Origin of the sequence: Shewanella sp. 10N.7 (assembly GCF_020806285.1) — a bacterium.
Classification (GTDB): Bacteria; Pseudomonadota; Gammaproteobacteria; order Enterobacterales; family Shewanellaceae; genus Shewanella; species Shewanella electrodiphila.
The window spans coordinates 82,683-106,122 of record NZ_JAJGZS010000006.1; the positions used below are offsets into that span (position 1 = coordinate 82,683).

At 40.8% G+C, this 23,440-nt stretch carries 16 protein-coding genes and 1 pseudogene; 2 read left to right on the forward strand and 15 right to left on the reverse strand.

Annotation, left to right across the window (positions count from 1 at the left end; all coding sequences use genetic code 11):
* Positions 1 to 3 precede the first annotated feature (3 nt).
* From LMH66_RS05530 to smc, 13 genes and pseudogenes are all read right to left on the reverse strand, one after another.
* Positions 4 to 765: a TSUP family transporter gene (locus LMH66_RS05530; protein WP_102526338.1), complete on the reverse strand. Its 762-nt coding sequence runs from the start codon at positions 763 to 765 to the stop codon at positions 4 to 6.
* Positions 766 to 987: 222 nt separating this feature from the next.
* Positions 988 to 2,367, reverse strand: coding sequence for an SLC13 family permease (locus LMH66_RS05535; protein WP_229368850.1), 1,380 nt, complete (start codon positions 2,365 to 2,367; stop codon positions 988 to 990).
* A gap of 413 nt (positions 2,368 to 2,780) precedes the next feature.
* Positions 2,781 to 3,695 (reverse strand): M14 family metallopeptidase, encoded by a 915-nt coding sequence (locus LMH66_RS05540; RefSeq protein WP_229368851.1) that lies wholly within the window; start codon positions 3,693 to 3,695, stop codon positions 2,781 to 2,783.
* Between the two features lie 107 nt (positions 3,696 to 3,802).
* A complete protein-coding gene (locus LMH66_RS05545; RefSeq protein WP_102526335.1) occupies positions 3,803 to 4,267 on the reverse strand; it encodes a GNAT family N-acetyltransferase in 465 nt (154 codons plus the stop codon).
* Between the two features lie 123 nt (positions 4,268 to 4,390).
* A complete protein-coding gene (locus LMH66_RS05550) occupies positions 4,391 to 6,376 on the reverse strand; it encodes an NERD domain-containing protein kinase family protein (protein WP_102526334.1) in 1,986 nt (661 codons plus the stop codon).
* 226 nt (positions 6,377 to 6,602) lie between these two features.
* A complete protein-coding gene (locus tag LMH66_RS05555) occupies positions 6,603 to 6,992 on the reverse strand; it encodes a ribonuclease E inhibitor RraB (protein WP_102526333.1) in 390 nt (129 codons plus the stop codon).
* Positions 6,993 to 7,002: 10 nt separating this feature from the next.
* Positions 7,003 to 7,257, reverse strand: a complete 255-nt coding sequence (locus tag LMH66_RS05560) for an RNA-binding S4 domain-containing protein (RefSeq protein WP_420709404.1) — start codon at positions 7,255 to 7,257, stop codon at positions 7,003 to 7,005.
* A gap of 84 nt (positions 7,258 to 7,341) precedes the next feature.
* Entirely contained in the window at positions 7,342 to 8,178 is an 837-nt protein-coding gene (locus tag LMH66_RS05565; RefSeq protein ID WP_229368852.1) for an SDR family oxidoreductase, read from the reverse strand.
* Between the two features lie 87 nt (positions 8,179 to 8,265).
* Positions 8,266 to 9,459, reverse strand: coding sequence for an HD-GYP domain-containing protein (locus tag LMH66_RS05570; protein ID WP_229368853.1), 1,194 nt, complete (start codon positions 9,457 to 9,459; stop codon positions 8,266 to 8,268).
* 326 nt (positions 9,460 to 9,785) lie between these two features.
* Positions 9,786 to 10,247 (reverse strand): annotated as a pseudogene (locus LMH66_RS05575) (DUF2919 domain-containing protein); the annotation flags it as partial.
* A 221-nt stretch (positions 10,248 to 10,468) separates the two neighbouring features.
* Positions 10,469 to 12,475, reverse strand: coding sequence for an NAD-dependent DNA ligase LigA (ligA, locus tag LMH66_RS05580; protein ID WP_229368854.1), 2,007 nt, complete (start codon positions 12,473 to 12,475; stop codon positions 10,469 to 10,471).
* A gap of 72 nt (positions 12,476 to 12,547) precedes the next feature.
* Complete coding sequence (gene zipA, locus LMH66_RS05585; RefSeq protein ID WP_229368855.1) at positions 12,548 to 13,732, reverse strand: cell division protein ZipA; 1,185 nt, start codon at positions 13,730 to 13,732, stop codon at positions 12,548 to 12,550.
* A gap of 20 nt (positions 13,733 to 13,752) precedes the next feature.
* On the reverse strand, positions 13,753 to 17,196 hold the full coding sequence (smc, locus tag LMH66_RS05590; protein ID WP_229368856.1) for a chromosome segregation protein SMC: 3,444 nt from the start codon (positions 17,194 to 17,196) through the stop codon (positions 13,753 to 13,755).
* Between the two features lie 185 nt (positions 17,197 to 17,381).
* On the opposite strand from smc, the gene cysZ reads away from it, so the two are divergent.
* Together cysZ and LMH66_RS05600 are read left to right on the forward strand one after the other, a co-directional pair.
* Positions 17,382 to 18,146, forward strand: coding sequence for a sulfate transporter CysZ (cysZ, locus tag LMH66_RS05595; protein ID WP_229368857.1), 765 nt, complete (start codon positions 17,382 to 17,384; stop codon positions 18,144 to 18,146).
* A 256-nt stretch (positions 18,147 to 18,402) separates the two neighbouring features.
* Positions 18,403 to 20,757: a carbohydrate binding family 9 domain-containing protein gene (locus LMH66_RS05600; RefSeq protein WP_229368858.1), complete on the forward strand. Its 2,355-nt coding sequence runs from the start codon at positions 18,403 to 18,405 to the stop codon at positions 20,755 to 20,757.
* Between the two features lie 114 nt (positions 20,758 to 20,871).
* On the opposite strand, the gene LMH66_RS05605 is transcribed toward LMH66_RS05600, so the two are convergent.
* Together LMH66_RS05605 and LMH66_RS05610 are read right to left on the reverse strand one after the other, a co-directional pair.
* The gene (locus LMH66_RS05605) at positions 20,872 to 22,104 is read right to left on the reverse strand and encodes a response regulator (protein WP_102526326.1); all 1,233 of its coding nucleotides are present in this window, start codon (positions 22,102 to 22,104) and stop codon (positions 20,872 to 20,874) included.
* Positions 22,105 to 22,123: 19 nt separating this feature from the next.
* Positions 22,124 to 23,245, reverse strand: a complete 1,122-nt coding sequence (locus LMH66_RS05610) for a beta-ketoacyl-ACP synthase III (protein WP_229368859.1) — start codon at positions 23,243 to 23,245, stop codon at positions 22,124 to 22,126.
* Positions 23,246 to 23,440: the final 195 nt, after the last annotated feature.

The following is a 23,440-nucleotide window of genomic DNA, read 5'->3' on the forward strand; positions in this document are numbered from 1 at the left end:
TAGTTAACCGTATTGGGCCCATAATAATTTAAAGCTCATTAAAAACGACATTGTTACAACAAGAGGCTTAATAATCTTCACACCTTTTGACATCACTAAACGTGAACCTAACGTTGCGCCAATGGCTTGGCCAACCAGCATAATCAAACCTAAAACAATGAAGACTTGCCCGCCAATCAGAAAGAAAATCAATGACGATATGTTAGTGGCAAAATTCAGGATTTTTGCATGGGCCGTTGCTTTAGCAAGCCCGTATCCTGCTAGTGATACAAACGCTAATGCAAAAAAGCTTCCTGTACCTGGACCAAAGAAACCATCATAAAAACCTACCCCAAGCGCTGCGGTAAAAGCAAACATGGTAGGGGTTAATACTTGTTGCTTATCTTCTTCAGATATCTTTTTTGAAAATAAAAAGTAACAACCAATCGCTAATATCAGAAATGGCAAAACCAGCTGTAAAATACTGACATCAATCATTTGTACTATGATGGTGCCCACTGCAGCGCCAACGAATGCGCAAATGATAGATAGCTTTGCCTGTTTTAGATTAATCATCCCTTTGCGAATAAAATATAAACTGGCAAAAAAGCTGCCACCACAAGCTTGAAGCTTATTGGTTCCTAATGCTGCAGCCGGGGGCAATCCAGCCCACATCAATGCTGGGATGGTCAAAAGACCTCCACCACCAGCTATGGCATCAATAAAACCTGCAAGAATGGCAACAAAAAATAATATGATGGCGAGTTGTAGGGTCAGTTCGAACATGAGGTGTGTCTTTAATTATTATTTATAGGCCATTAGACCTGCTTTACATATAAATTTCAAAAGCTATCTAAAACAAATGTGTTTTTGTGTTTTGAAAGCTCGAACTTGTATAAAACCTTTAACGTTTATGCTGTTAAATTGTTCTTTTTCGATGAAAAAGATAATAAAAAAGGCAACCTAAGTTGCCTTTCTTGCTATCTGAGTATCTTGTGACTTACTCGTTTAAAAACCCCAAAAGAAGTTGGTTATTAAAAACAGTATCAACATACTAATAAAGTTAATAATCAAGCCTGCTCGCATCATTTCAGATTGTTTGATATAGCCAGAGCCGAAGACAATGGCATTTGGCGGTGTGGCAACCGGCAGCATAAACGCACACGATGCCGCGATACCAATCACCACAGAAATCATCACAGGGGATAAACCTAAAGGTTCAGCAATTGCGGCAAAAACGGGGACGAGTAATGCGGCACTCGCGGTATTACTTGCAAACTCAGTCAGCATTACGACAAAAGCGATCACGGCAATAACAAATAAAGCCATATGTGCGTTACCAAAAATGTCGGTAACAAAGTGAGCTAAAAATACACTGGTGCCAGTCGCTTTTAGTACTGCACTTAGTGTTAAGCCACCACCAAATAAAATGAGTACGCCCCAGTCTGTAGTTGACTCAATCTTCTTCCAATCAACTAACTTAAGGCCCGCAAGTACAACCACTGCGCCAAGTGCGACAATAGTATCAAACTTACTGATCCCGCCTAATGCCTGAGCTAGAGGTTTACTGAATATCCAGCAACATACTGTGGCTAAAAAGATGACTAAGGTCAGTTTGCCACTCATAGACAGTGATTCTGTTTCAGCCTTTATTTCACATTTCGCAGATAAGTCTGGCTTTAAATACAAGTGCAATGCAATCAACATGGCTGGCAACATTAACGCCACAGTAGGCAAACCAAACGCTAACCAGTCACTGAAAGTCAGTCCGACTTGCGCAGCGGCGATGGCATTAGGTGGACTACCGACTAATGTTCCTATGCCACCGATATTAGCCGAATAAGCGATACCCAGAAGCACAAACAAGTAAGTGGTTTTATGATCTTTAAATTCAAGTTGATGCAATATCCCTAAGGCAAGCGGCAACATCATTGCTGCGGTGGCAGTATTACTGATCCACATTGATAAGACGGCAGTTACTGCAAAAAGTAAAAAACACGCGATACTGAGCTTACCTTTAGAAAGTTGTAATACCTTCTGAGCAATCAATTTATCTATACCCTGATGATTTAGCGCTGCAGCTAAAACAAAGCCACCAAAAAATAAATAAATGATCGGGTTGGCAAAGTTACTCATTGCCGTTTGAGTATCAAACACCCCTAAAAAAACCGCGATAATAGGAATTAAAATCGCAGTAATACTGATATGAATGGCTTCGGTTAACCACAGAACTGCCGCAAAAATTAGCAGCGACAAGCCTGTATTGACCCCTTGTTCAAATGGTAAAAAGTGATAAAGCAAAGCGAATAATGCAATGTTGCTAAACAAGATAATAAAATCTTTTTTGTTCTTCGCTGTTGTTGATGACTTATTCGGTATGTTTTCCATTAAAGCGCCCTCCTTTTGTTTTTTATGGAGAACAATGTAAAGCACACCGATGACTAAGATAAAGCCCTGTTTTTCAGTTAACTTATTACTTTTGAAACATACTAAACTGTGAGCAACTCCTCACTTAGCTGCTAACTTGAGAGCCAAGCGATCAGTGACCTTGCTTAAGTTGTGGTAATTAAGTTCCAAATAAGCTCATTTCTGGGGTGTCGCTTCAATTACTGAATGTTTAAGCTCATTCAATAACTGTGAGGTAGATCTAATATCGCAACAACTCATCTGGCGCAAAGCGACCTTATTAACAAGAACGTGAGCAAGCTCTAATCTGAAGCGCAAAAAAACCTACTCAAATGGTAGGTTTTAAATGGGCTTTATATCTTGTATCGAATTATCACTTCTAGTTCAATTGAACACTACTGCCCGAGTAAATAATCAAGCCCACTACAAATCGCTGCGACTTGCGCCAAAATACAGTTTTCAGCATCAGATAAAGGACTATCAGGATATACTTCTGTCGTGGTTTTATACTGGGCTTGAGTTAAGCCTGCACATAGACCTAGTTCACCACATGGATAGTTTATTACTCCAAATTGAGCTAATTCAACGCCGATTAATTTGCCGTCATCGTCAGCGGGGGCGATATGAGTAACTTCCTCTACGCCTTTAATAATGGCTCGTTGAAACTCTGCTTGAGGGTTTTCAGTATCGCCCACTAAATAAAAACCATCAGGAATATTCCAGTTATGATTCACGATGCCATCTCTGGCAGCTAAAGCTGGTCTAAATTCTGAATTATCAGTGTCAGTAGTTTCATGCAAGTCAATATGAGCAAGCACATCGACATTGAGCTCTGCCATCACTTTGAGCAAGGCTTCGGACTCTTCTGCAGGACTATTAGTATAGAACGAGCGATTAGGATCGACTGCTTTTGGGTTCCAGCGGTTAATGGTTTCGTATCCCCAAGGACTGACACAAGGTGCTACGATAATATTAAATTGCTCTGCATACTGCTTTGCTTTGGTTTCTACAAAGCGAATAGCGCCTTGAACGCCGCTGGTCTCGTAACCATGCACACCACCTGTGATTAAAACCACTGGTTTACTCTCGTCCCATGCACTTCGGATCAAGAGTAAAGGATACTTGTTAGCATCATATGACAGTGCGCCATATTGAGAAACGCTAAATTGTTCACGCAAAGCATCAATCTTGTTGACGACCTCTTGCTGATAACTGCGTTTAACCTGTTGCTGTGACAACCATTGCAGCTTATGTTCATCAGACCATTTTTGGCCAGTGACACCAATGCTATAAGGCTCGTTAGTTTGCATATCCATCCTAGTATTGTTTTTATTTTGATGTAATTAACCGTTTTGCTAGTTTACCCTAGCTCATTAAACAAAGGTTTTATCACTTAACAAGCCCCTGTTACAAGAACTTAGGCAACGGGAGAATGATCCTTCACTGATAAGCTGTAAGAAAAAAAGCGCGTGTCTTTAACAAATCCTATTTTTTCATACACTGACTGAGCAGGAAAGTTAACTTTAGCAGTCCCTAAGTCCACCCGTACAGCACCTATACCTCTGGCAAGTTCAATTGAACATTCAATCAGTTTGTTCGCAACGCCTTGATTTCTTGAATCAACATCAACAAACAAATCATTTAGCACTAATACCTTTCCTAACTCTACTGAAGAAAACGTCTGATAATTAAGTACAAAGCCAACAACTTGGTTTTTATCGTTATAAGCTGCAAAGATGAATGCATCCTGATTTTTTAAACGATCTGATAAATAACCTACATACTCACTTTCTGGCGAATTAACACTGTAAAACGCCATATATTGGCTAAATAAAGGCAAAATATCATTAAAGTCGGTCAAAGTTATACGGTTAATAATCATCGTTTCCCTCGTTGATTGTTTTACGTTATTGCCTTTTGATTGTGGTTAGTATTTATCCTTAAGACTCTAACCACATCATTGTTTATCAGCCGCACTGAATAAGGCATGTTATAAATTTAAGTGTTATAAACCTGAGTTCTCTAGTTCTAATTCATCTAACCCTAACTGCTTGGCATAACTCATGTTAGGCACAATTCTGAGCTCAAATCTCAAAATCTTATGGCAAGCCTCATAAAACGCTTCACCAAGCCATTGCTTATCATATTGTTCCAGCGCCCTTAATATCGCATCAGCCCCAGAGCCTTGCTTAATCGAGTCTGGCGCCATAGCATCAATAAAACTTGCCACTAAACCATACAAATCTTTTTCTGCATCACCTTCCACCGACCATAAATTAGGATCCGCGTATTGAGCAGCATAATGGCTTGCAGCAATATCAGAACCAATACCAAAATTCACCAAAGTGGCTTTTTCATCACGGCAGATTATATTCTTAGGACAAATTGCTCCGTGGTGGATATCAAGACTGTGAAGGTACTGTAATGCCGTAAGTAGTTGTACGAACCACAAACGTGGTTGGCCAACTTCAATCGATGGTACTTCATCAAGACCGACACCTTGTACCCAATCCCTTGCAATAAATAAATCATCTGATTGCGGTAACTGTCCAAAAGCTAAAACACGCTCAACATGCGGGTGATAGATTTTAGCTAAACTGCGGTACATATTACTTAAAGTGTGCCATTGATTATCTACATCTTGGTAAACGCTCACACAACATGGATAATTACCTTGAAGGTGCATAGCACGCCAGAGTTGGCTTCGTGATGTTGCTGAAATGAATTTGTCTAAGCGGTAATGATGGTCAACCACTGCGCCTTGTTCAACGTCGATTTTTTGCGGCAAAGTATCACACACACCTAAATCAATTAGGGCAGATAAATCGCAACGAATTGCATCTAAATCGATTGTGCTGCCTTTGGCAGCTGCGCGATACCATTGATAAATACGTGGTTGGAGCGTTTTCTCGGCCAGTTCCAGAAATGCTTTGGCATAAGCTTTAATATCTTCACTGGTATTAAGAGAGTCTTTAATATCAATAAATTCTACATCTGCATCTTCTGAGATAAAAATACAGTTTTCAGCCCAACCACCAATGGTGTATCCACGGCGATGGATTTGCTGAAGTCCCGTGACACTGCGTCGTAAGATTTCTAATAATTGATAAGTGGTTTGTTGCTCAATATCGAAAATATTAAGTGGTACGCCTCGCGGCATTCTAATCGGTAGCACCACTTGCTCACCGTCTTGAATTAATGGCGCACAAAATGGCACACAGCTACAGCCTGACAACGACTGAATGCGCTTAAATTCATCACGCAATTTCTGCTCATGGGAGTTCGCTTCAATAGCATCTTCAAACTGGCTTGTTACTAATATCTTCAATAACCAGGGTGCAGTCCAACCACCTGGATTATATTCTGACTGCCAGACCTCTAAGCCTTGCTGTAAGAATAAACATTTGAGTTTAATAAAGTCCTGAATTTTATTATTTCGCTGCTCAACTAATGCCACCTGGCCTATGGTATCTAACACCATTTCTTTTTGGGTTTCAGTAACAGGATGAATATGAGGCGCTGTTAAGCCCCATTCTTTGGTTAGCGCTGCGATAATTTTTGCAGGGGTGTAAATACTCAGTTTACCAGTGTCTTTCTCTACAAGGATTTCTTCGCCTTTTCGACCAGTGACAAATACCATCCCCTGACACCAAGGCGCATATACACCAACAGGAATTTTGTTCTTTAATTTTCCGGCTAAAACCCGTGCAACATAATTGGCTTTCGATAAGCTATTGTCCACATGGCGACCATCTAAAGACCACGCATGAAGTCCGGCATTTAAGCGACCAATATAGCCTTTCACATCGACAACATAGACGCCAAATTCACCGACAACGAGCGCATCGACTTCCATAGCTTGACCGGTATGAGTAGGGATCTCTACATTGGTTAGGAGTAAATAATCTTCTGGGAGTTCGTCGGATAAAAGAGAAAATGCCCAACGTTCGGCGTCGTTGACTGGGGTACCAAAACTAATATGTCTTGCCATTGAGAATGCGACTCCATTAATAATTATTGTTATCTATCTTCTGCATATGGCTACATCCTATAATAGAAAGACACAAAAAAACCACCTAAAAGGTGGTTTTTGTTTTCATTAACTTAACAGTGATTAATGGGTTAAATGATGAATCAATTATCTAACTGAATAATCTTCATATTTCTTACTGTATGTTCTGCAGAAAATGATATAACCATCTGTTAGTTTGATGGTATTAATGAGTGTGTGAACAATGACCACTTTCATGATCATCGTCAGCAAACTCATCATCACCTTCTTGATGTTGCATTACGCCCCACCCGTCAGTCATGCCATCGAACTCTTGTGCAAACGTGTTTAGCTCTATTTCTTTTGCGACTAAATCATCATAAGTAGGCACCATGTTTAAACAAACAATCAGCTCCCACTTTTCGATTTCTTCACTGAAGTTAAGCTCAAGCTCACCGTTAACATCTTTTTGAGCTAACGCTTCAAGTGCAGACTCTGCATCTCGTTGGTCATCAAAAATAAGAAAGAAGTCAACATCCAAGGCTACCGATAAATCGATGCCAGATTCAGCCATTGCGGCTAACATTTTACCATTATCATCATCAGGGAATTGCATTATTCTGTCCTTATGCACTAGCAACAATTTTAATGAACTCGCCATTGAATTCAATGACATCGCCCACAACACATTTCTTACGCTTGCGAGTATCTACTTCGTTATTTACTTTAACGAAACCTTCAGAGATAACGTGCTTAGCTGCGCCGCCGCCATCTACTAAACCTTGTACTTTTAATACTTTATATAACTCTACAAACTCATCACCACTTAATAGTGGGAATTCTGCAACTTCGCTGCTCATTGGATATTGGCCTTTGCTCATAAATATGTCGGCTATTATACCTGAACATGAATTAATACCAATCTTAAAACCCACCGACTCATGTAAAGGCTAACTCAATTCCTATTAGCAGGCGTCGAGCATACTGACAGGATCCGGATGAATATAGTTGAAACCAAGCTGCTTGCAAATTAAATCGCCGATTATTGTTTTACTCGGTAATGTTTGTTGATTGAATTCAGGAGCGCTCAAACCTAAATGAATCGCTGCAGCCCGATAAAACTCCGCTCTTGTTGGGTGATGAGGTGCAGCTAAATTATATATGCTCGCGACTGGTTTACCTTGCTCAGTTGCAGATAGAATGGCTTTAATAGCCTGAATACAATCATCAAGATGAACAAGGTTCACCGCTACATTCCCACCTGCAATATCTTGCCTTCCAGCAAAAAACTTACCTGGGTGCCTTTTAGGGCCTATTAAACCTGAAAAGCGAATAATGCAGCTATTATTCATCGCAGTAAAATAAGACTCAGCCTTGAGCAAAACTGTACTTTTATCGTCATAAGCTTGAGCATCATTTTCATGCATATGTTGATCGCTAGCAGGGTACACCCCCGTCGTACTGATAAATATTACCCGCTTATAATTTCGGCCATCAATGAGTTGATGTAGGCGCTCAATATGATTTAGATATTGGTTCTCACCCCGCCTAAGGCCTGGTGGAATATTCACAATCAGCACTTCTGCGTCCAATAAAGGGGTTAAGCGAATACAATCTTGAGCAAGAGTTTGTTGGTTAACCAGGCTCAAATCCAGTTCAAAAGGCGTAATGCCATTCAGGGAAAGTTCATCGCAACCCTCCGGGCTTTTTTTAGTACCTGCAACTTGTATTCCAGCACTCACTAACGCTTTAGCTAAAGGCAGGCCAAACCAACCACAACCGACAATTGCAACTTTATTCATGATTTTTCCGTGTTTAAAATGGTGAGAAGAGCGAGGCGATGAATTTAAAGTAAATATATGTAGCGATTCAATAAACCATTAAATCGCTCACTCAATGATATGACTTGGATAAAAACACACAGGGCTTTGCACTTGCAAGGTGCTAACAATTTTCTCTGACAAAGAGTCGGCTTTAACGGTTTCTACAACACTGACATCTTCATCAGTTAAACAACGAAACACGGCTTGGCCGCCGCGATCATTACAGCTATAAACATGAGGTTGTTTTGAATCTCTTGACGTCATCATGACTTTAGCGATAGAACCGTCTGATAATTTCACTATCGAACCCGGAGGGTAAATGCCCAACACTTTTACCAACACTTGAATAAGGTCTTTTCCATGTTTACCCACACGGGTTTTAAAGAGAGTACCAAGGGCAACTTGCGGCGAGCCTGTTTTAAGCAACAAGCCTGCATAGTCATTTGCCAGTGCCGCTATTTGAGCCAGTTTAGGAATCTTGACTTCATTCAGCTTATTCGGATAACCGCTGCCATCAAGACACTCGTGGTGATGCAATACAATGTCTAACATTGGCGCTGGAAATAGCCCACTTCTGTCTAGCATTTCATAACCAAGATTAGGGTGGGTTTTCATATAGTTTATTTCGACAGTGGTTAAATCCTTGCGTTTACGTCTAATTGCGTCTGGGATTTTGAGCTTGCCAATATCGTGGAACACGCAACCCAAGGCTAAATCACGAAGTTCACTGTGACTAAGACCAAGACTATTGGCCATCATCATAGATAGCACAGCCACTGACACACTGTGCTGAGTTAGGCTGGGCTCTTTATCCACACTGGTGACAAAAACAATTTCAGGTTGCTTGCTTTCCAAAAGATGGGTCATCAATTGCTCAACAACACTCGCCGATTCACGATAAGATAATTGTGGGTCGCTGACGACCTTACTGAAAGCCGGCCTGAGATCACTTGCAGCTTTATTAAACCTTTGCTGGCTCGAGTGAACGGATTTCTTTATTGCACCTTGGATATCAAATTCTGGAACAGCATCTTCTACAACAACGTCTTCTATCTCTTCATCATTGGCCAGTAAATGCATGCCATCAATCACGGTGACATATGTGATATCTAAACTGTTTATCAATTCGATTTCGGCTTGAGAGGTCACTGGGACTTTGTTTCTAAAGAAGGGGTTATTGAACCACGAAAGGGGCAGTTTGACTGTTAAGCCAACCACTAGTTGTGACAAAGGTATGTTAATTGATTCCGTTTTTGACACTATTGCTTACCTTCGAAATATCCATTTAATCCATTGGGTAATTGCACTGAGTAGGGTTAGCGCCCTACTCTTTAAGCTTATTTGCTATCAGTCTTCTCATCAGTACTTTCAATATTTGCTGTTAATGGCTGTGACGATTGCTGTGACGATGATTGTGCTAATGGTTGCGTTAACGCACTGCTGTTTCTTGGTCGATTATAATGTTTAATATGATGATCATCGACCGCTTGTTCTAACAGCTGTTTATCATTATCCGTATCAAGCGCAGAAGTTGGCTCTTGTGGTTGCTCTTGCTCTTTTAGGCTTTCTGCTTGCTGATAGTTTGTCTCTTGTTGCCAATCATTAAAATAATAGTTCAACCGTTTTGATTTAAGTAAATAAATACAAGACCAAAAGATAAATAACGCATCTAATGCAAAGCTCACTCGAAACAAAAAGTCATCATGCATAAGCCGTTGATTTAATATTATGGCATCGACGGCTAATAATAGCCAAAGTCCATATTTAATCTTATTAAATAATGGCCTAGCAAACTGAGGGGCTCGTTTTCTTTCTGCGATAACCAATGCATATATAATAACGGCACCGACACCTGCCACTAACGCCATTAAGAAATCGATTTTGTCAGGGTAAAATAATCTGACTAATCCTGTTCGGTCGTTGAACTGCGTTAACGACGCCGCAAAAACACACCAACCACGAGCAAGAAATATCAGTATCAAATACAAAAAAATGGGCGGTTTAATGTGGCCTTTGTCATCTAGCCAAGTGATATTACTGAAATTCACTGAATACCTATTGTTAGCTTATTAACGATTAAGATTTTTAAATCTTTTACTTATCTAGTAAACATGAGGGCAAATCCTCATAAAACAAGCAATGGGTTAAATCTACACCGCAAAACCAGTGTAAACCAAAAGTATAAGCTTACTGAATTTAATTTAATGACATTTGAGACTTTTGCAGAGCACAACCCACCATCGCGAGTTGAGCTCAAATCAATAATTAGTTAACCGTTTAGTAATGCCAGTAGTTGATCTTCATTCATGACTTTAATGCCTAAATCCTGTGCTTTAGCAAGTTTGGAACCTGCTGCTTCACCAGCAACTAAACAATCAGTATTTTTTGAGACACTACCAGCCACTTTGGCGCCCATTGCCTGTAATTGCGCTTTAGCATCATTTCGGTTTAACTGAGTTAACGTACCCGTTAATACCCATGTTTGACCTTTAAGGCTTAACTCTGCTTCATCGACAGCTTCTATTGCAGGCCAATTGACCCCTGCTTCAATGAGCTTATCTATTACTTCAAGGTTATGTGGCTGAGCAAAAAAGTGACTAATATGTTTTGCCACGATAGCACCTACATCGTCCACTTCCATCAGCTCATCTACATTCGCAGCTTTTACTGCATCTAAGGTTTTATAATGACTTGCAAGGTTTGCCGCTGTTGCTTCACCTACTTCACGAATACCTAATGCATAAATAAAGCGCGATAAGGTCGTTGTTTTAGCATCATCTATCGCGGCAATTAATTTAGTGGCTGATTTCATTGCCATTCGCTCAAGCATAGTGACCATTGATGCGGTAATGGTGAACAGCTCTGCTGGGCTTTGCACCAGTTCTTTATCAATCAGCTGCTCAACCACTTTATCACCCATACCATCGATATTAAGCGCTTTACGTGAGGCAAAATGTTTGATGGCTTCTTTTCGTTGCGCTTCACAAAAAAGCCCGCCACTACAACGGGCAACAGCCTCGCCTTCAAGACGTTCAACTAAACTCTGACACACCGGGCACTGGCCTGGAAATGTAATATCTTTAGCATCTTCTGGACGCTTTTCAGGCACAATAGCAACGATTTGCGGAATCACATCTCCCGCGCGCCGAATAATCACAGTATCACCCACTTTTACGCCTAAACGAGCAATTTCATCGGCATTATGTAAGGTGGCATTGGATACAGTCACCCCGCCAACGAATACAGGCTTAAGGCGAGCTACAGGCGTGACCGCACCAGTACGGCCCACCTGAAAATCGACCTCTTCAAGTAAGGTCATTTCTTCTTGCGCGGGGAATTTATAAGCAATTGCCCAGCGCGGAGCACGCGCAACAAAGCCCAAAGTCGTTTGTTTGGCAATGTCATTGACCTTAATCACCACACCATCAATTTCATAAGACAATGCGCTTCTTCTGGCCATAATATCAGCGTAGTAGGCAAAGACTTCAGGCAGTGTGCTGCACACTTTAACTTCTTGGCTTAAAGGTAACCCCCAGTCTTTTAACTGGTTCAATTGGCCAAAATGGCTATCAGCTAAAGGGGCTACTTCACCTTCAACGACACCCAGTGCGTATGCATAAAAGCCTAATGCTCGGGTCGCGGTGATTTTGCTGTCTAATTGACGCAAGCTACCTGCAGCAGCATTACGCGGATTAACAAATGCCTTATCCCCTTTACTTAATTGACGCTCGTTTAATGCATCAAATGCCGCTTTGGGCATAATCACTTCACCGCGCACTTCTAGTAATTCAGGAAAGTTATCACCACGGAGCTTAAGTGGCACAGAATTAATCGTACGGACATTGTCAGTAATATCTTCACCCACTGCACCATCGCCACGGGTCGCTGCACGCTCTAATATGCCATTACGGTATAAAATACTGACGGCTAAGCCATCAAGCTTTGGCTCACAGCAATAACTTACCGTATCCACTTTGTCGGTAATACGCTTATTAAATGCTTCAAAATCTGCCTCTTCAAAGGCGTTATCTAAACTCAACATCGGTTTTAAATGAGTGATTTGATCAAACTTAGCCAGTGGTGCGCCGCCAACACGTTGTGTCGGAGAATCACTACTGATTAATTCAGGGTGAGCGGTTTCAATGGCGATTAAGCGCTGCATTAACCTATCGTATTCTGCATCTGGAATGCTTGGTGCATCATCAACATAATAACGAATGTTATGACCATGAAGTTCACTGCTGATTTGCTGTAGTTCGTTTTTAATGTCTTGCATAAAATCACTCATCTAAAGACAAATAAGGCCGCAAGTGCGGCCTCATTTAAAAAGGTTAAATCTAATTAGGGATTAAGATACTGCCCTAATTCTAGCTAAATATTGTTGTTTGTTGGTTTCAGTCCAGGCTAAACGTTTATCGTCCATCACTTCTGCGCCTAAATCATCAGCCAGTTGCTGTGCTGAATTAAGCATAATGGAGAAGTTCATTAATGGATCACCATGACAAGGAAGCGTCATAAATAACACCACACCTTGAGTGACAAACTGCTCCATATTATCAGGATCGAATACGCCCGGCTTTAGCATGTTCGCCATAGAAAATAGTACTTTACCATTGCCGGCGTTATCTAGATGACGATGGAATATGTCCATATCGCCGAACTTAAAGTTCAATGATAATAAGCAAGGTAATAGCTCTGCGCCATGGAGTTGCTCGCCATCACGTGCGATAACGTGGAGCACTAATACATCTTGTGGATCGCCTAATGGCTCTTCTGTTTCGGCCACAGGTTGCGAAATAGCGGGCTCTACTGGTGCTGGCTGTGCAATAACTTGTTCTGCTTGAGGTTCAGCGCCAAAATCAGCCGAAGTTTCATCTACATAGGTATCTTCAACATAGGCGTTATCATGGGTTTGGTAATTTTCAGCGGTGAGATCAAGTTTAACGGTATTCTCTTTTGTCGTCGCTTTTGTCGTCACTTTTGTACTGGTTGACGCACCAACAACTTGCTGTGCAGGTTCAAAGCTGTCTTCAGCAAATAACGCCTGTTGAGTTGGAACATGCGTTTCAACCTCTTGGGCTGCAGTTACATTGATTGTTTCAGCAGAAATTTGTGGCTCTACAGCGGCGGTTTTTAATACCGGTTCTTTGCGGCCAGGATTATAACTTGGTGCTTGAGCATTTACAGCCGATTGATTTTGTAACCCAATGCCCTTTTTAGAGCCCGCTTCATTGACTTCAACATCGTTATGCGAAGTCCCTGTTTGCATTAGTGGCGGAGTGATATTTGCAGTGTCGTTTGCAGTGAAAGTATCATCGTCATCGTCACTTTTAACACGTCTTACTTCACCAATACCATCGGCATCAAAACCTTGTGAGTCACGTTGCTGTGATTGATCTTTATAAAACCCAGTCATTGGGTTGTCTTTTAGTGTTTTAGGTTGTTGTTTACGAATTGACCAAAAACCATGAACTAGTACTGCGATAATTGCTATTGCACCTAGTACAAACAAAACCAGTTGAAAATCTTCCATTGGTGACCCTGTAATCCTGTTTATTCCGCGTCGGCTAGTGCCACCGCTTCATCGATATCTACTGCGACTATACGTGAAACGCCCGGTTCATGCATAGTGACACCTATTAATTGATCAGCCATTTCCATCGTTATTTTATTGTGGCTGATATAAATAAATTGCACACTTTGTGACATCTCTTTTAGTAAGCGACAAAAACGCTCAACATTGGCATCATCTAAAGGTGCATCAACTTCATCCAACATGCAAAAAGGTGCTGGATTGAGTCTAAATATGGCGAATACTAATGATAAAGCGGTTAGCGCTTTTTCTCCACCACTAAGAAGGTGAATTGTACTATTCTTCTTACCTGGTGGTTGCGCCATAATGGTCACACCCGTTTCAAGTAAGTCATCATCAGTTAATGCAAGGTAAGCTTTACCGCCTCCAAACACTTTCGGGAACAATTTTGATAAGTCAGCATTAACCGCATCATAAGTCGTTTTAAATCGACTGCGGGTTTCCTTGTCTATTTTTCGAATAGCTTCTTCAAGGCTCGCTAAGCCTTTATTTAAATCATCATCCTGATTATCTAAATAGGCTTTACGCTCACTTTGCTGCTCAAATTCTTCAATAGCGGCAAGGTTAATTGCCCCTAAATGGCTAATTCTAGCTCTAACTTTATCTAGATCTTTCTGCCAAGCACTGACTTTAGCTGCTTCAGGGATCTGTTTTAGCACCGCCTGAATATTTATTTGTTGCTCTTCAAGCAATTGGTATTGGCCATTGGCCTGACCTTTTAAACCTTCACGACGTAACTTTAACCCGCTGAGCGTTTGAGTCAAGTTTTGAAGCCCACCAAGCTGTTGTTTTTGAATCAATACCGCACTATCTAGCCGAGATTGTAGCTCAGCCTGTTGAGTACGGTTTGAATTTAACAATTGTTGCTTTGATTGCTGAATATCAAGCTGCTGAGCAAGCTGTTGCTGAAGTTGTTCCAGCTGTTTATCACCTAAACTTTCACTGCTTTGCTGTTGAGTCAAGCTCAACTGGCTAGCTTGTTCTACCAATACATCACATTGCTGCTGCTGTTTAGTCAGCTGTGCTTGCGTCACCGCAGCTTGAGTTTGCAATTTTTGCAATTGCTGACGCAAAAGCGAGACCTCTCGATCATGCTGGCTTCGTTTAGTTTTATACTCACGCAATTGATGACTTGTGGTTTGCCAGTCTTCATTAGCTTTTTGCTGTTCAGTCACCTGCTGTTGATGTAACTGGCTAAGTCGCTCAGTTTCTGCGGTTAACTGTTCTACATTGCATTTACCAAGAGCAATTTGTTTGATGCAGTTTGCTACCTGTTCATCCAGGTTTGCTCGCCTACGTTGATTATCATTTTGCTGCTTAAGCAGGCTTTGACGTTGAGCATCAAACTTACTGCAATCAAGCTGCAATTGATGACATTTTGCTTGCGCCGCACTCATTTGAGCATGAACATCGGCAACTTGTTGTGTTAACTCACTCACAGACACTTGCTCATTGAATAATTGATCTTGTAATTGTTCAATTTGAGTCAACAGTTGCTGACGTTCATTTTTCAGTGCAAGCTCTGACTGTTTACCTTCAGATTTTGTGATAACAAAGCCATGACCAATTAGATAGCCATCTTTACTAGCGATTAATGCGTGTTCATTGGTTGCTTCACTCGTCGTCAATAATTGTTTCGCATGACCGATACTGTCAGCCCAAATCACTTGTTCTAACCATGGGCTTAAATTAACTGGTGCGCTCAATTGCTCAGTTATATAGGCAGATTCACGTAGGTTAAAACCTAAATCATCTTTCACACCTACATCAGTATTTAATGACTCTTTTTGCACTGAAGCTGCAAGTACACCTTGAAGAACTAAGTCAACCGCTTGCTCCCAACCTTGGGTCACCTCAACAACTTGCCATAGTGCTTGACGATCTTCGGGTTCATTATTGCTAAGCCACTGATCAATTAACTCATGACGGGCAACCACCGAGGTTAAATGTTGTTTGTTTTGCTGATACTGCTCACTGTTCTGCTGTAAACTTGCTTGCTTAATCACCAGCTCTTCAGAGAGCTGATGTTTTACTTCATCTTCTATTTCAAGCTGCTGGGTAAATGCTTTTATTTGCCTATCGAGTTCAGTTAACTCAGCTTGATTATTCTCATCATTATTGTGTTGCTGCTCTGTATTGAGCTCAATCAATTGCTGCTGTTGCTGAGATAAACTCAATTGCTGATGCTGTAATTTGTTTTGAGTCAGTGCAGCTTCCATTTTTGCATTAGATACCGTATCCGATAACACGCTTAAATGTTGTTGAAGATCAGAAGCTTTTTCATCAACATCTTGTAACTGCTCGTCAATAGTTTGCAATTCATTTTCGCCAAGCTCTAAAGCAGGCATCAGCTCTGCAACATGATGAGTAAGCTGCTTTTCTTGTACAGTCAGAGCCTGCAGCTCTTCTGCTGCAATCCCTTGTTGATTGATTATGTCTTGTAATTGTTTCTCAAGCTGAGAGTCTTGTTGCTGTTGATGCTTTAATTGCTGCTCAAGCTTAGCAAGCTCGGTTCCAGCTTGATAAAACTGCGCAACAAGGTTTTGCTCCGAATCTGATAAATCAGCTAACTGAGATGTTAATTGTGTAACAGTGAGCTCAGTGCTTTCGCCATCAGCATTGGCGGCTGCAATGCTAACATCAAGCTGCTGCATTTCTTTGGCTAAGCCATCGGTTTGATTTTGCAGTTCTTGATAACGCATGACTAACAGCTGAGCATGTAAGTCACGCTCTTGTTGTTTGAGCTCTCGATATTGTTTTGCAGCTTGTGCTTGCTGATCTAATTTTTCTAACTGGCTGCCAAGTTCTAGTCGTATATCGTTTAAACGCTCAAGGTTTTCACGGGTATGTCGAATGCGGTTTTCTGTTTCACGACGACGTTCTTTGTAACGAGATATTCCTGCCGCTTCTTCTATGAAGACTCTTAATTCTTGAGGTTTAGACTCAATCAGTCTTGAAATGGTCCCTTGCTCAATAATGGCATAACTGCGCGGTCCAAGACCTGTTCCCATAAATAGATCAGTAATATCTTTGCGACGACATTTTTGACCATTGAGAAAATAATTCGAATCGCCTTCACGACTCACTTGGCGCTTAACAGAGATTTCTTGATAACTGGCATATTGGCCCGACAATCTGCCATCTAGGTTTTCAAAACTGAGCTCGATACTGGCGACAGATACGGGTTTACGGGCACTGGAACCGTTAAAAATAACGTCCATCATTGAGTCGCCACGTAAATGTTTGGCACTGCTTTCCCCAAGTACCCAACGCACAGCATCAATCACATTGGACTTGCCGCAGCCGTTCGGGCCAATAATCGCCGTGAGGGGTTGGTTAAAGGGAATTTTTGTTGGGTCAACAAACGACTTAAAGCCAGCAAGTTTTATTTGTTTTAATCGCATTGTGCTTGTTTGGTCGTCCGTAAGGATGAAAAGTATTATTTTATAAGAAAGACTTATATAACTAACTTTACCAATCGCGCTGCATTTTGTAACGATTTTTATGACTTAAACACACTTTAAGGCTTGTTTTCCGACCAATGCGTCACCACAATCAGTAATAAGCAGTTTTTTCAAGGACGTATTAGATGGCAATCCAACCCGTAAAAAGTGGCGTTAACTATTTTCTAGATGGCTTTAAGCTGATTAAACAGCCAGGTCTTCGTGCATTTGTATTCATTCCATTAATGGTTAACTTAATCTTGTTTTCAACCGCGATCTATTTTGCCGTAGGTAAACTAGACGATCTTTTTGGCTGGATGAATAGCCAAATTCCTGAGTATCTTACTTGGCTCAACTTTTTCTTGTGGCCTCTAGCGATTATTAGTTTACTGGTGGTGATGTCATTTGTATTTAGCTCAGTGATGAACTGGATTGCTGCGCCATTTAATGGGTTGTTAGCAGAAAAAGTGGAAATGCACTTGACTGGTAAGTCATTAAACTCGGGTACTACAATTGATTTAATTAAAGATTTACCACGTATTCTCGGACGCGAATGGATAAAACTTAAATACTATTTGCCACGAGCATTAATCTTTTTAGTTTTATTTATCGTTCCAGTGGTTGGCCAAACCGCTGCGCCAATTTTATGGTTTTTGTTTAGTGCTTGGATGATGGCCATTCAATATTGTGATTTTCCATTTGATAACCACAAAGTGCCATTTAACGATATGAAGTTCGCCCTCAGCCAAACCAAGGGAACCAGTTATACCTTTGGCGCTACAGTAACGTTATTCTCAATGATCCCTATTGTGAACTTTATCGTGATGCCTGTGGCAATATGCGGTGCAACCGCTATGTGGGTCGACAAATATCGAGAAGCATATAAGCACCCAGAAATAGCACCAGAATAAAGCTGAACTAATAAGGCTAAGTAACAAATACCTCAGTTTTAGAAGCCTTGTTTATCAAAGAAATAAATGAAAGCCTCAGCGCAATGTTGGGGCTTTTTAGTGTTTTTACTTCGAGTGATTTAAGCTTTTGATATGCCAACTCTCTTTCCTTGCAAAGCGCTGTAACAATTTGAAACCATTAAGCTACAAATAATTAACGATATTTAACGGCGTTTTTGCGACAATTGCGCAAACTAATTTTAAATCAGCGTGACTTGTGAATAAAACCTTTACGATTCAGACTCTTTGTTATGCAATTTTGTTGGCGAGTAGCGCCATATCAACACCTGCTTCGGCCGGTGAACCCAGCCAATTTACAGTTAACATTCCCACTTTATCTCAAGGTGTTGAGATTGATGGCGACTTATCAGAGCCTCAATGGCAACAAGCCGCAACAGTCCAGCTCAATTACGAAACCTCACCAGGTGAAAACATCCCTGCGCCAGTGAGCACTGATGCGAAAATTTTCGCCACTGAAACCAGCTTATTTGTTGCCTTTATAGCCCATGATGTTGACCCATCAAAAATAAGAGCCAATTTACGCGACCGAGATAACTCTTGGGGTGATGACCAAGTCGGGATCAAACTGGATACGTTTAATAACGCCCGCCTTGCCTATCAGTTTTTTATTAACCCTTATGGCGTACAAAATGATTCTATAGAAAATGAATTAACGGGTGAAGAAAGCGATGCATGGGATGGTATTTGGTACAGCAGCGGCAAGCTGACTGACCAAGGCTATCAAGTCGAAGTAGAATTGCCACTGCGACTGTTCAATTTTGATGACAATAAAGATATTCAAACTTGGGGAATAGAACTAGTACGTTTTTACCCTCGTAACGAAACCCATAGAATTTCAAGCCACAAGATTGACCGTAATGTATCTTGTCAGTTATGTCAGCTAGGTACCGCTACTGGTCTTGCTGGGGCCCAGCAAGGGCAAGATATTCAAATTACTCCTTCTGTTGTCGGCTCTCGTAATAGTCAGCGAGAGCTTAACCCTAATCAACCTTGGGAAGATGAAGATAACGTTGAAGTCGGCCTCGACTTACGTTGGGGAATTACGCCAACAACCTTATTAAATGCCACCATTAATCCAGACTTTTCACAGGTTGAAGCCGATTCGGGTCAGTTAGATGTAAATAATAATTTCGCTCTTTTTTACCCAGAAAAACGTGCTTTCTTCTTAGATAATAAAGACTATTTCGATACTCAGTTAAGTTTACTACACACCCGTAATATCAGCTCTCCTGATTACGGAGTAAAACTCACCAGCAAAACCGATGATCACACCCTTGCTGTGCTGGCTGCTAACGATGAGAAAACGCAGTTTTTAGTGCCTGGCAACTTAAGCTCTGATGTGGCCACCATTGATGAGGAAAGCTATAACCTTGCTGCTCGTTATCGTTTCGATCCCAGTAAAGAGCTCTCATTTGGCGGCTTAGTCACGGCAAAGCAATCTGAGAATTATCATAACTATGTGGCCAGTCTTGATACTAAGTGGCAGCCAACCGACCAAGACACCTTTACCGCACAGTATGTGTTTTCAGATACTGAGTATCCTGATGATTTCTTTCAGCAATTTTGTAACGGTGATGATTGCTCAACTCCGCCACAGGACTGTGAGCTTGGTAATTGTGATTACAATGAGCGAGTACTGCGTACCAAAAAACAAGATAACTTTTCTGACAATATGTACCGTGTTAGCTATGAGCATGAAAAACGCAATTGGCGCGCTTTCTCTCGTTATGAATCAATTGGAGAGGACTTTAGAGCGGATTTAGGTTTTATTGAACGTATTGATGCAAGCAAGTTTGTCGCTGGCGGTAATTATTATTGGTACCCAACTGACAGTTTCTTTAACAAAATTGAATTTGGTGGTGATTGGGATATTACCCATAACCAAAACAATGAAAAAATTGAACAAGAAGCCGAAGCGGCCATCAGACTGAATGGCGGCTGGCAAAGTTATATCGCCAGTGGCTTTGTCCATAAAGACCGTGTTGGTCGTCGTCAAGACAGCTCATCATTGGCCATTGACGATAACACCACAATGTATACGTTAGATTTAATGTGGTTTTATACCAACTTTGTGCCAATTGAATCACTTAAGCTCGAGTTTGATATGAACTACGGTGATGACATTGATTATGCCAACGATCGCCCTGCGACTCTAACCATGTTCAACCCAGGTGTTGAGTGGAAAATCACTGAATCAATCATCTTAGACGTTAATCACAAATACCAAGCATTGGATGTTGATGAGGGCCGTTTATTTACCGCAAATTTAACTGACCTTCGCCTTAACTGGCAAATTACACTAAATAGTTTTTTACGTTTAACCAGTGTCTATACCGACATTGAACGTGATACTGATTTATATTTACATCAGTCGCCTAATGAACAATACCAAAATCTAGGTAATGAAATTTTATACGGTTATAAACTTAATCCACAAAGTGTGTTTTATTTGGGGTACTCAGACGGTTTAATTGCCAATGATGATATCGACTCTTTAACCCAAAAAGACAAAACCTACTTTATGAAAGTCAGCTACGCGTGGTTGCTTTAATCGATAACATAATTAAATTATAAGTAGTAGACTGGAATGAAAAAACAAAAAGGACTGCCATGGCAGTCCTTTTTATCTGTGTCTAATTCATGAATTAATCATCATTAATTCACACTAAAAAATCACTCTATTACGGCCCGCTTCTTTCGCTTCATATAAGCCTAAATCCGCACGATGAAGTAAAGTATCTAAATTACTATCAGTGCTTTCAGCACTGGCAATACCGCAACTAAAATTAATCTTTAGCTCACCCGCATCAGTAATAAAAAGCTGCTCGTCAATTTGTTGTCTGAACTTATCCATGACAGTGAATGCACGATCGCCATCTAAGCCTTTAAATGCAACAACAAACTCTTCACCACCAAATCGGGCTACGGTAAAATGTTGGCCAAAGGCATTTTTTAATCGCTTAGCGAACTCAAATAACACTTGATCGCCGACATCATGGCCATAGGTGTCATTCACATTTTTAAAGAAATCAATATCGATTAAACCTAAAGCAAACTGCCCTGCTTCATTGACATCTTTTTCATGTTGCTTGAAAAAATAACGACGCGTATACGCCTTTGTCAGATAATCTCGGTTGGCTTGCTCCCATAAACTGCGCAGCATATCGAGCGAGTCTAAGGTATTTAATACACGGCAATGAAACTCCTCATGTACAAATGGTTTTTGCAAAAAGTCATTGGCGCCATTTTTAATAAAACGTGCAGATAAGCTTTCATCAGTATCATTCGACAAACCAATAATCGCCAAATCTTCACGGCTGAATTTTTCACGCACTTTAAGGATTAATTCAAAGCCATCAACATTCGGCATATTGTAGTCAGTAATAAGTAACTGAATATCTGGCGTGTCGTTCAGCACTTGAATCGCTTCTGCGCCATCGCAGGCCTCTAATACAGTAAATAATTGCTGTTCTAAAAGGACTTTAACGAATTTACGGCTCACGACTGAATCATCTGCTACCAGTACTTTTACATGCTGATTTTGATCTAATCTGGCCACCAGCTTCACCACATACTCATAGCTAAAGCGGTTTTCTTTTAATACATAGTCCGCAATACCGAGCTTCAGTAATTTCTTACGCTGACGAGAATCAAGGTTAGATGACAAGACAATACAAGGGGTTTGATAAGACATCAGCACCAGTTGAGCAATTTCGCCATCTGGTGCATCTGGTAAGTTTAACTCTGCTACAACGACAAAGTATTTGTGCTGTTCTAATAAGGCATTCGCTGAAGCGACATCAGCGGCAACATCTACCTCACAATGCAGGTCTTGCATTAATAGATGCCGAAGTACCTTCGATACCGCTTCATTATCTTCAACAATCAGAATTCGCAATTAATTCACCCATTTACTATTAGGTCTTTTCTAAAATGATGCTCCCAATAGAGTAGCCAGCACCAAATGAACACAATAGCCCTAAATCACCAGTTTTAAAGTCTTGATTATACTTATGAAAAGCAATAATAGACCCGGCAGAAGCAGTGTTAGCATATTCATCTAGCACCACAGGAGCTTTACTTTTTGTAACATTATCACCGAGAAGTTTACGAACTACAAACATATTCATATTTATATTCGCTTGGTGCAACCATAGTCGTTTAAATTCATTAGCTTGGATCTGCTCTTCCGACAACTGTTTATCTAAATGTTGATAAATCATTGGCAGTAATTCTTTAAACACTTTACGGCCTTGTTGATGAAACAACTTGTCACTATCGTTACTTGCTACTGGGTCGCAGCGATTAAGGTGACCAAAGTTACTGCGAATATTATTTGAGTAGTCGGTAAAACACTGACTCGATAGCACATTAAAAGCATGTTCTGACTGTGCAATGGATGCTTTCTCTACAACCACTGCTGTTGCCACATCACCAAAAATGAAGTGACTATCACGATCTCGGTAATTCACTTGTGGGGAACAAATCTCAGGATTAATCACCAATACCCGTGATGCTGTACCAGATTGAACCGCATTAACCGCATTAACAATGGCAAAAGTCGCCGATGAACAAGCCACTAGCATGTCATACGCAAAACCTTTTGTGCCCATGGCTTGCTGAATTTCTATCGCAATAGCCGGATAAGAACGTTGAGTATATGCACAGGCAACAATCACTAAATCAATATCTTCAGCATTAACTTTTGCTTGCGTTAATGCTTGCTTTGCTGCAGCAATGCCGATTTCAGCTTGCATTGATAACGCATCTGATGGCCTATCTCTAATTAATGGCATCATCACTTTAGGGTCTAAAATGCCCTCTTTGACCATCACGTAACGGCTTTTGATGCCAGATGCCTTTTCAATGAACTCTGCTGACGAGTGAGCTAATGCATCCACGTCACCAGCAGCAATCGCTGTTTCATGTAGCAGATTATGTTCATTAACGTAAGTATTATAACTTTCAACCAACTCTTCATTACTGACACTGTGCGGCGGTGTATATAAACCACTTCCTGAAATAACCACTTTATTCATATTATGTCTGCCGTATCTATATAAAGGAAAACAACAACTTATCTAAAAACACTCAAAAAATTAAGCTGATAACTCAATGAACAATAGATACCTATAATCAATATAAGCCAGCAGGAATGAGGATAAATTGCGCTTTTGTAACCTCAGTCTATTACCTTCTAAACCAATCACTAAGCATTAATTACTGCTTTAACC

Excerpts from the sequence above, each read along its gene's own strand:
- LMH66_RS05560 (WP_420709404.1), bottom strand. The coding sequence starts at position 7,257 with ATGAGCAAAGGCCAATATCCAATGAGCAGCGAAGTTGCAGAATTCCCA.
- LMH66_RS05555 (WP_102526333.1), bottom strand. The coding sequence starts at position 6,992 with ATGCAATTCCCTGATGATGATAATGGTAAAATGTTAGCCGCAATGGCT.
- LMH66_RS05545 (WP_102526335.1), bottom strand. The coding sequence starts at position 4,267 with ATGATTATTAACCGTATAACTTTGACCGACTTTAATGATATTTTGCCT.
- ligA (WP_229368854.1), bottom strand. The coding sequence starts at position 12,475 with ATGCAAGACATTAAAAACGAACTACAGCAAATCAGCAGTGAACTTCAT.
- LMH66_RS05610 (WP_229368859.1), bottom strand. The coding sequence starts at position 23,245 with ATGAATAAAGTGGTTATTTCAGGAAGTGGTTTATATACACCGCCGCAC.
- zipA (WP_229368855.1), bottom strand. The coding sequence starts at position 13,732 with ATGGAAGATTTTCAACTGGTTTTGTTTGTACTAGGTGCAATAGCAATT.
- LMH66_RS05550 (WP_102526334.1), bottom strand. The coding sequence starts at position 6,376 with ATGGCAAGACATATTAGTTTTGGTACCCCAGTCAACGACGCCGAACGT.
- LMH66_RS05565 (WP_229368852.1), bottom strand. The coding sequence starts at position 8,178 with ATGAATAAAGTTGCAATTGTCGGTTGTGGTTGGTTTGGCCTGCCTTTA.
- LMH66_RS05540 (WP_229368851.1), bottom strand. The coding sequence starts at position 3,695 with ATGCAAACTAACGAGCCTTATAGCATTGGTGTCACTGGCCAAAAATGG.
- cysZ (WP_229368857.1), top strand. The coding sequence starts at position 17,382 with ATGGCAATCCAACCCGTAAAAAGTGGCGTTAACTATTTTCTAGATGGC.
- smc (WP_229368856.1), bottom strand. The coding sequence starts at position 17,196 with ATGCGATTAAAACAAATAAAACTTGCTGGCTTTAAGTCGTTTGTTGAC.
- LMH66_RS05535 (WP_229368850.1), bottom strand. The coding sequence starts at position 2,367 with ATGGAAAACATACCGAATAAGTCATCAACAACAGCGAAGAACAAAAAA.
- LMH66_RS05530 (WP_102526338.1), bottom strand. The coding sequence starts at position 765 with ATGTTCGAACTGACCCTACAACTCGCCATCATATTATTTTTTGTTGCC.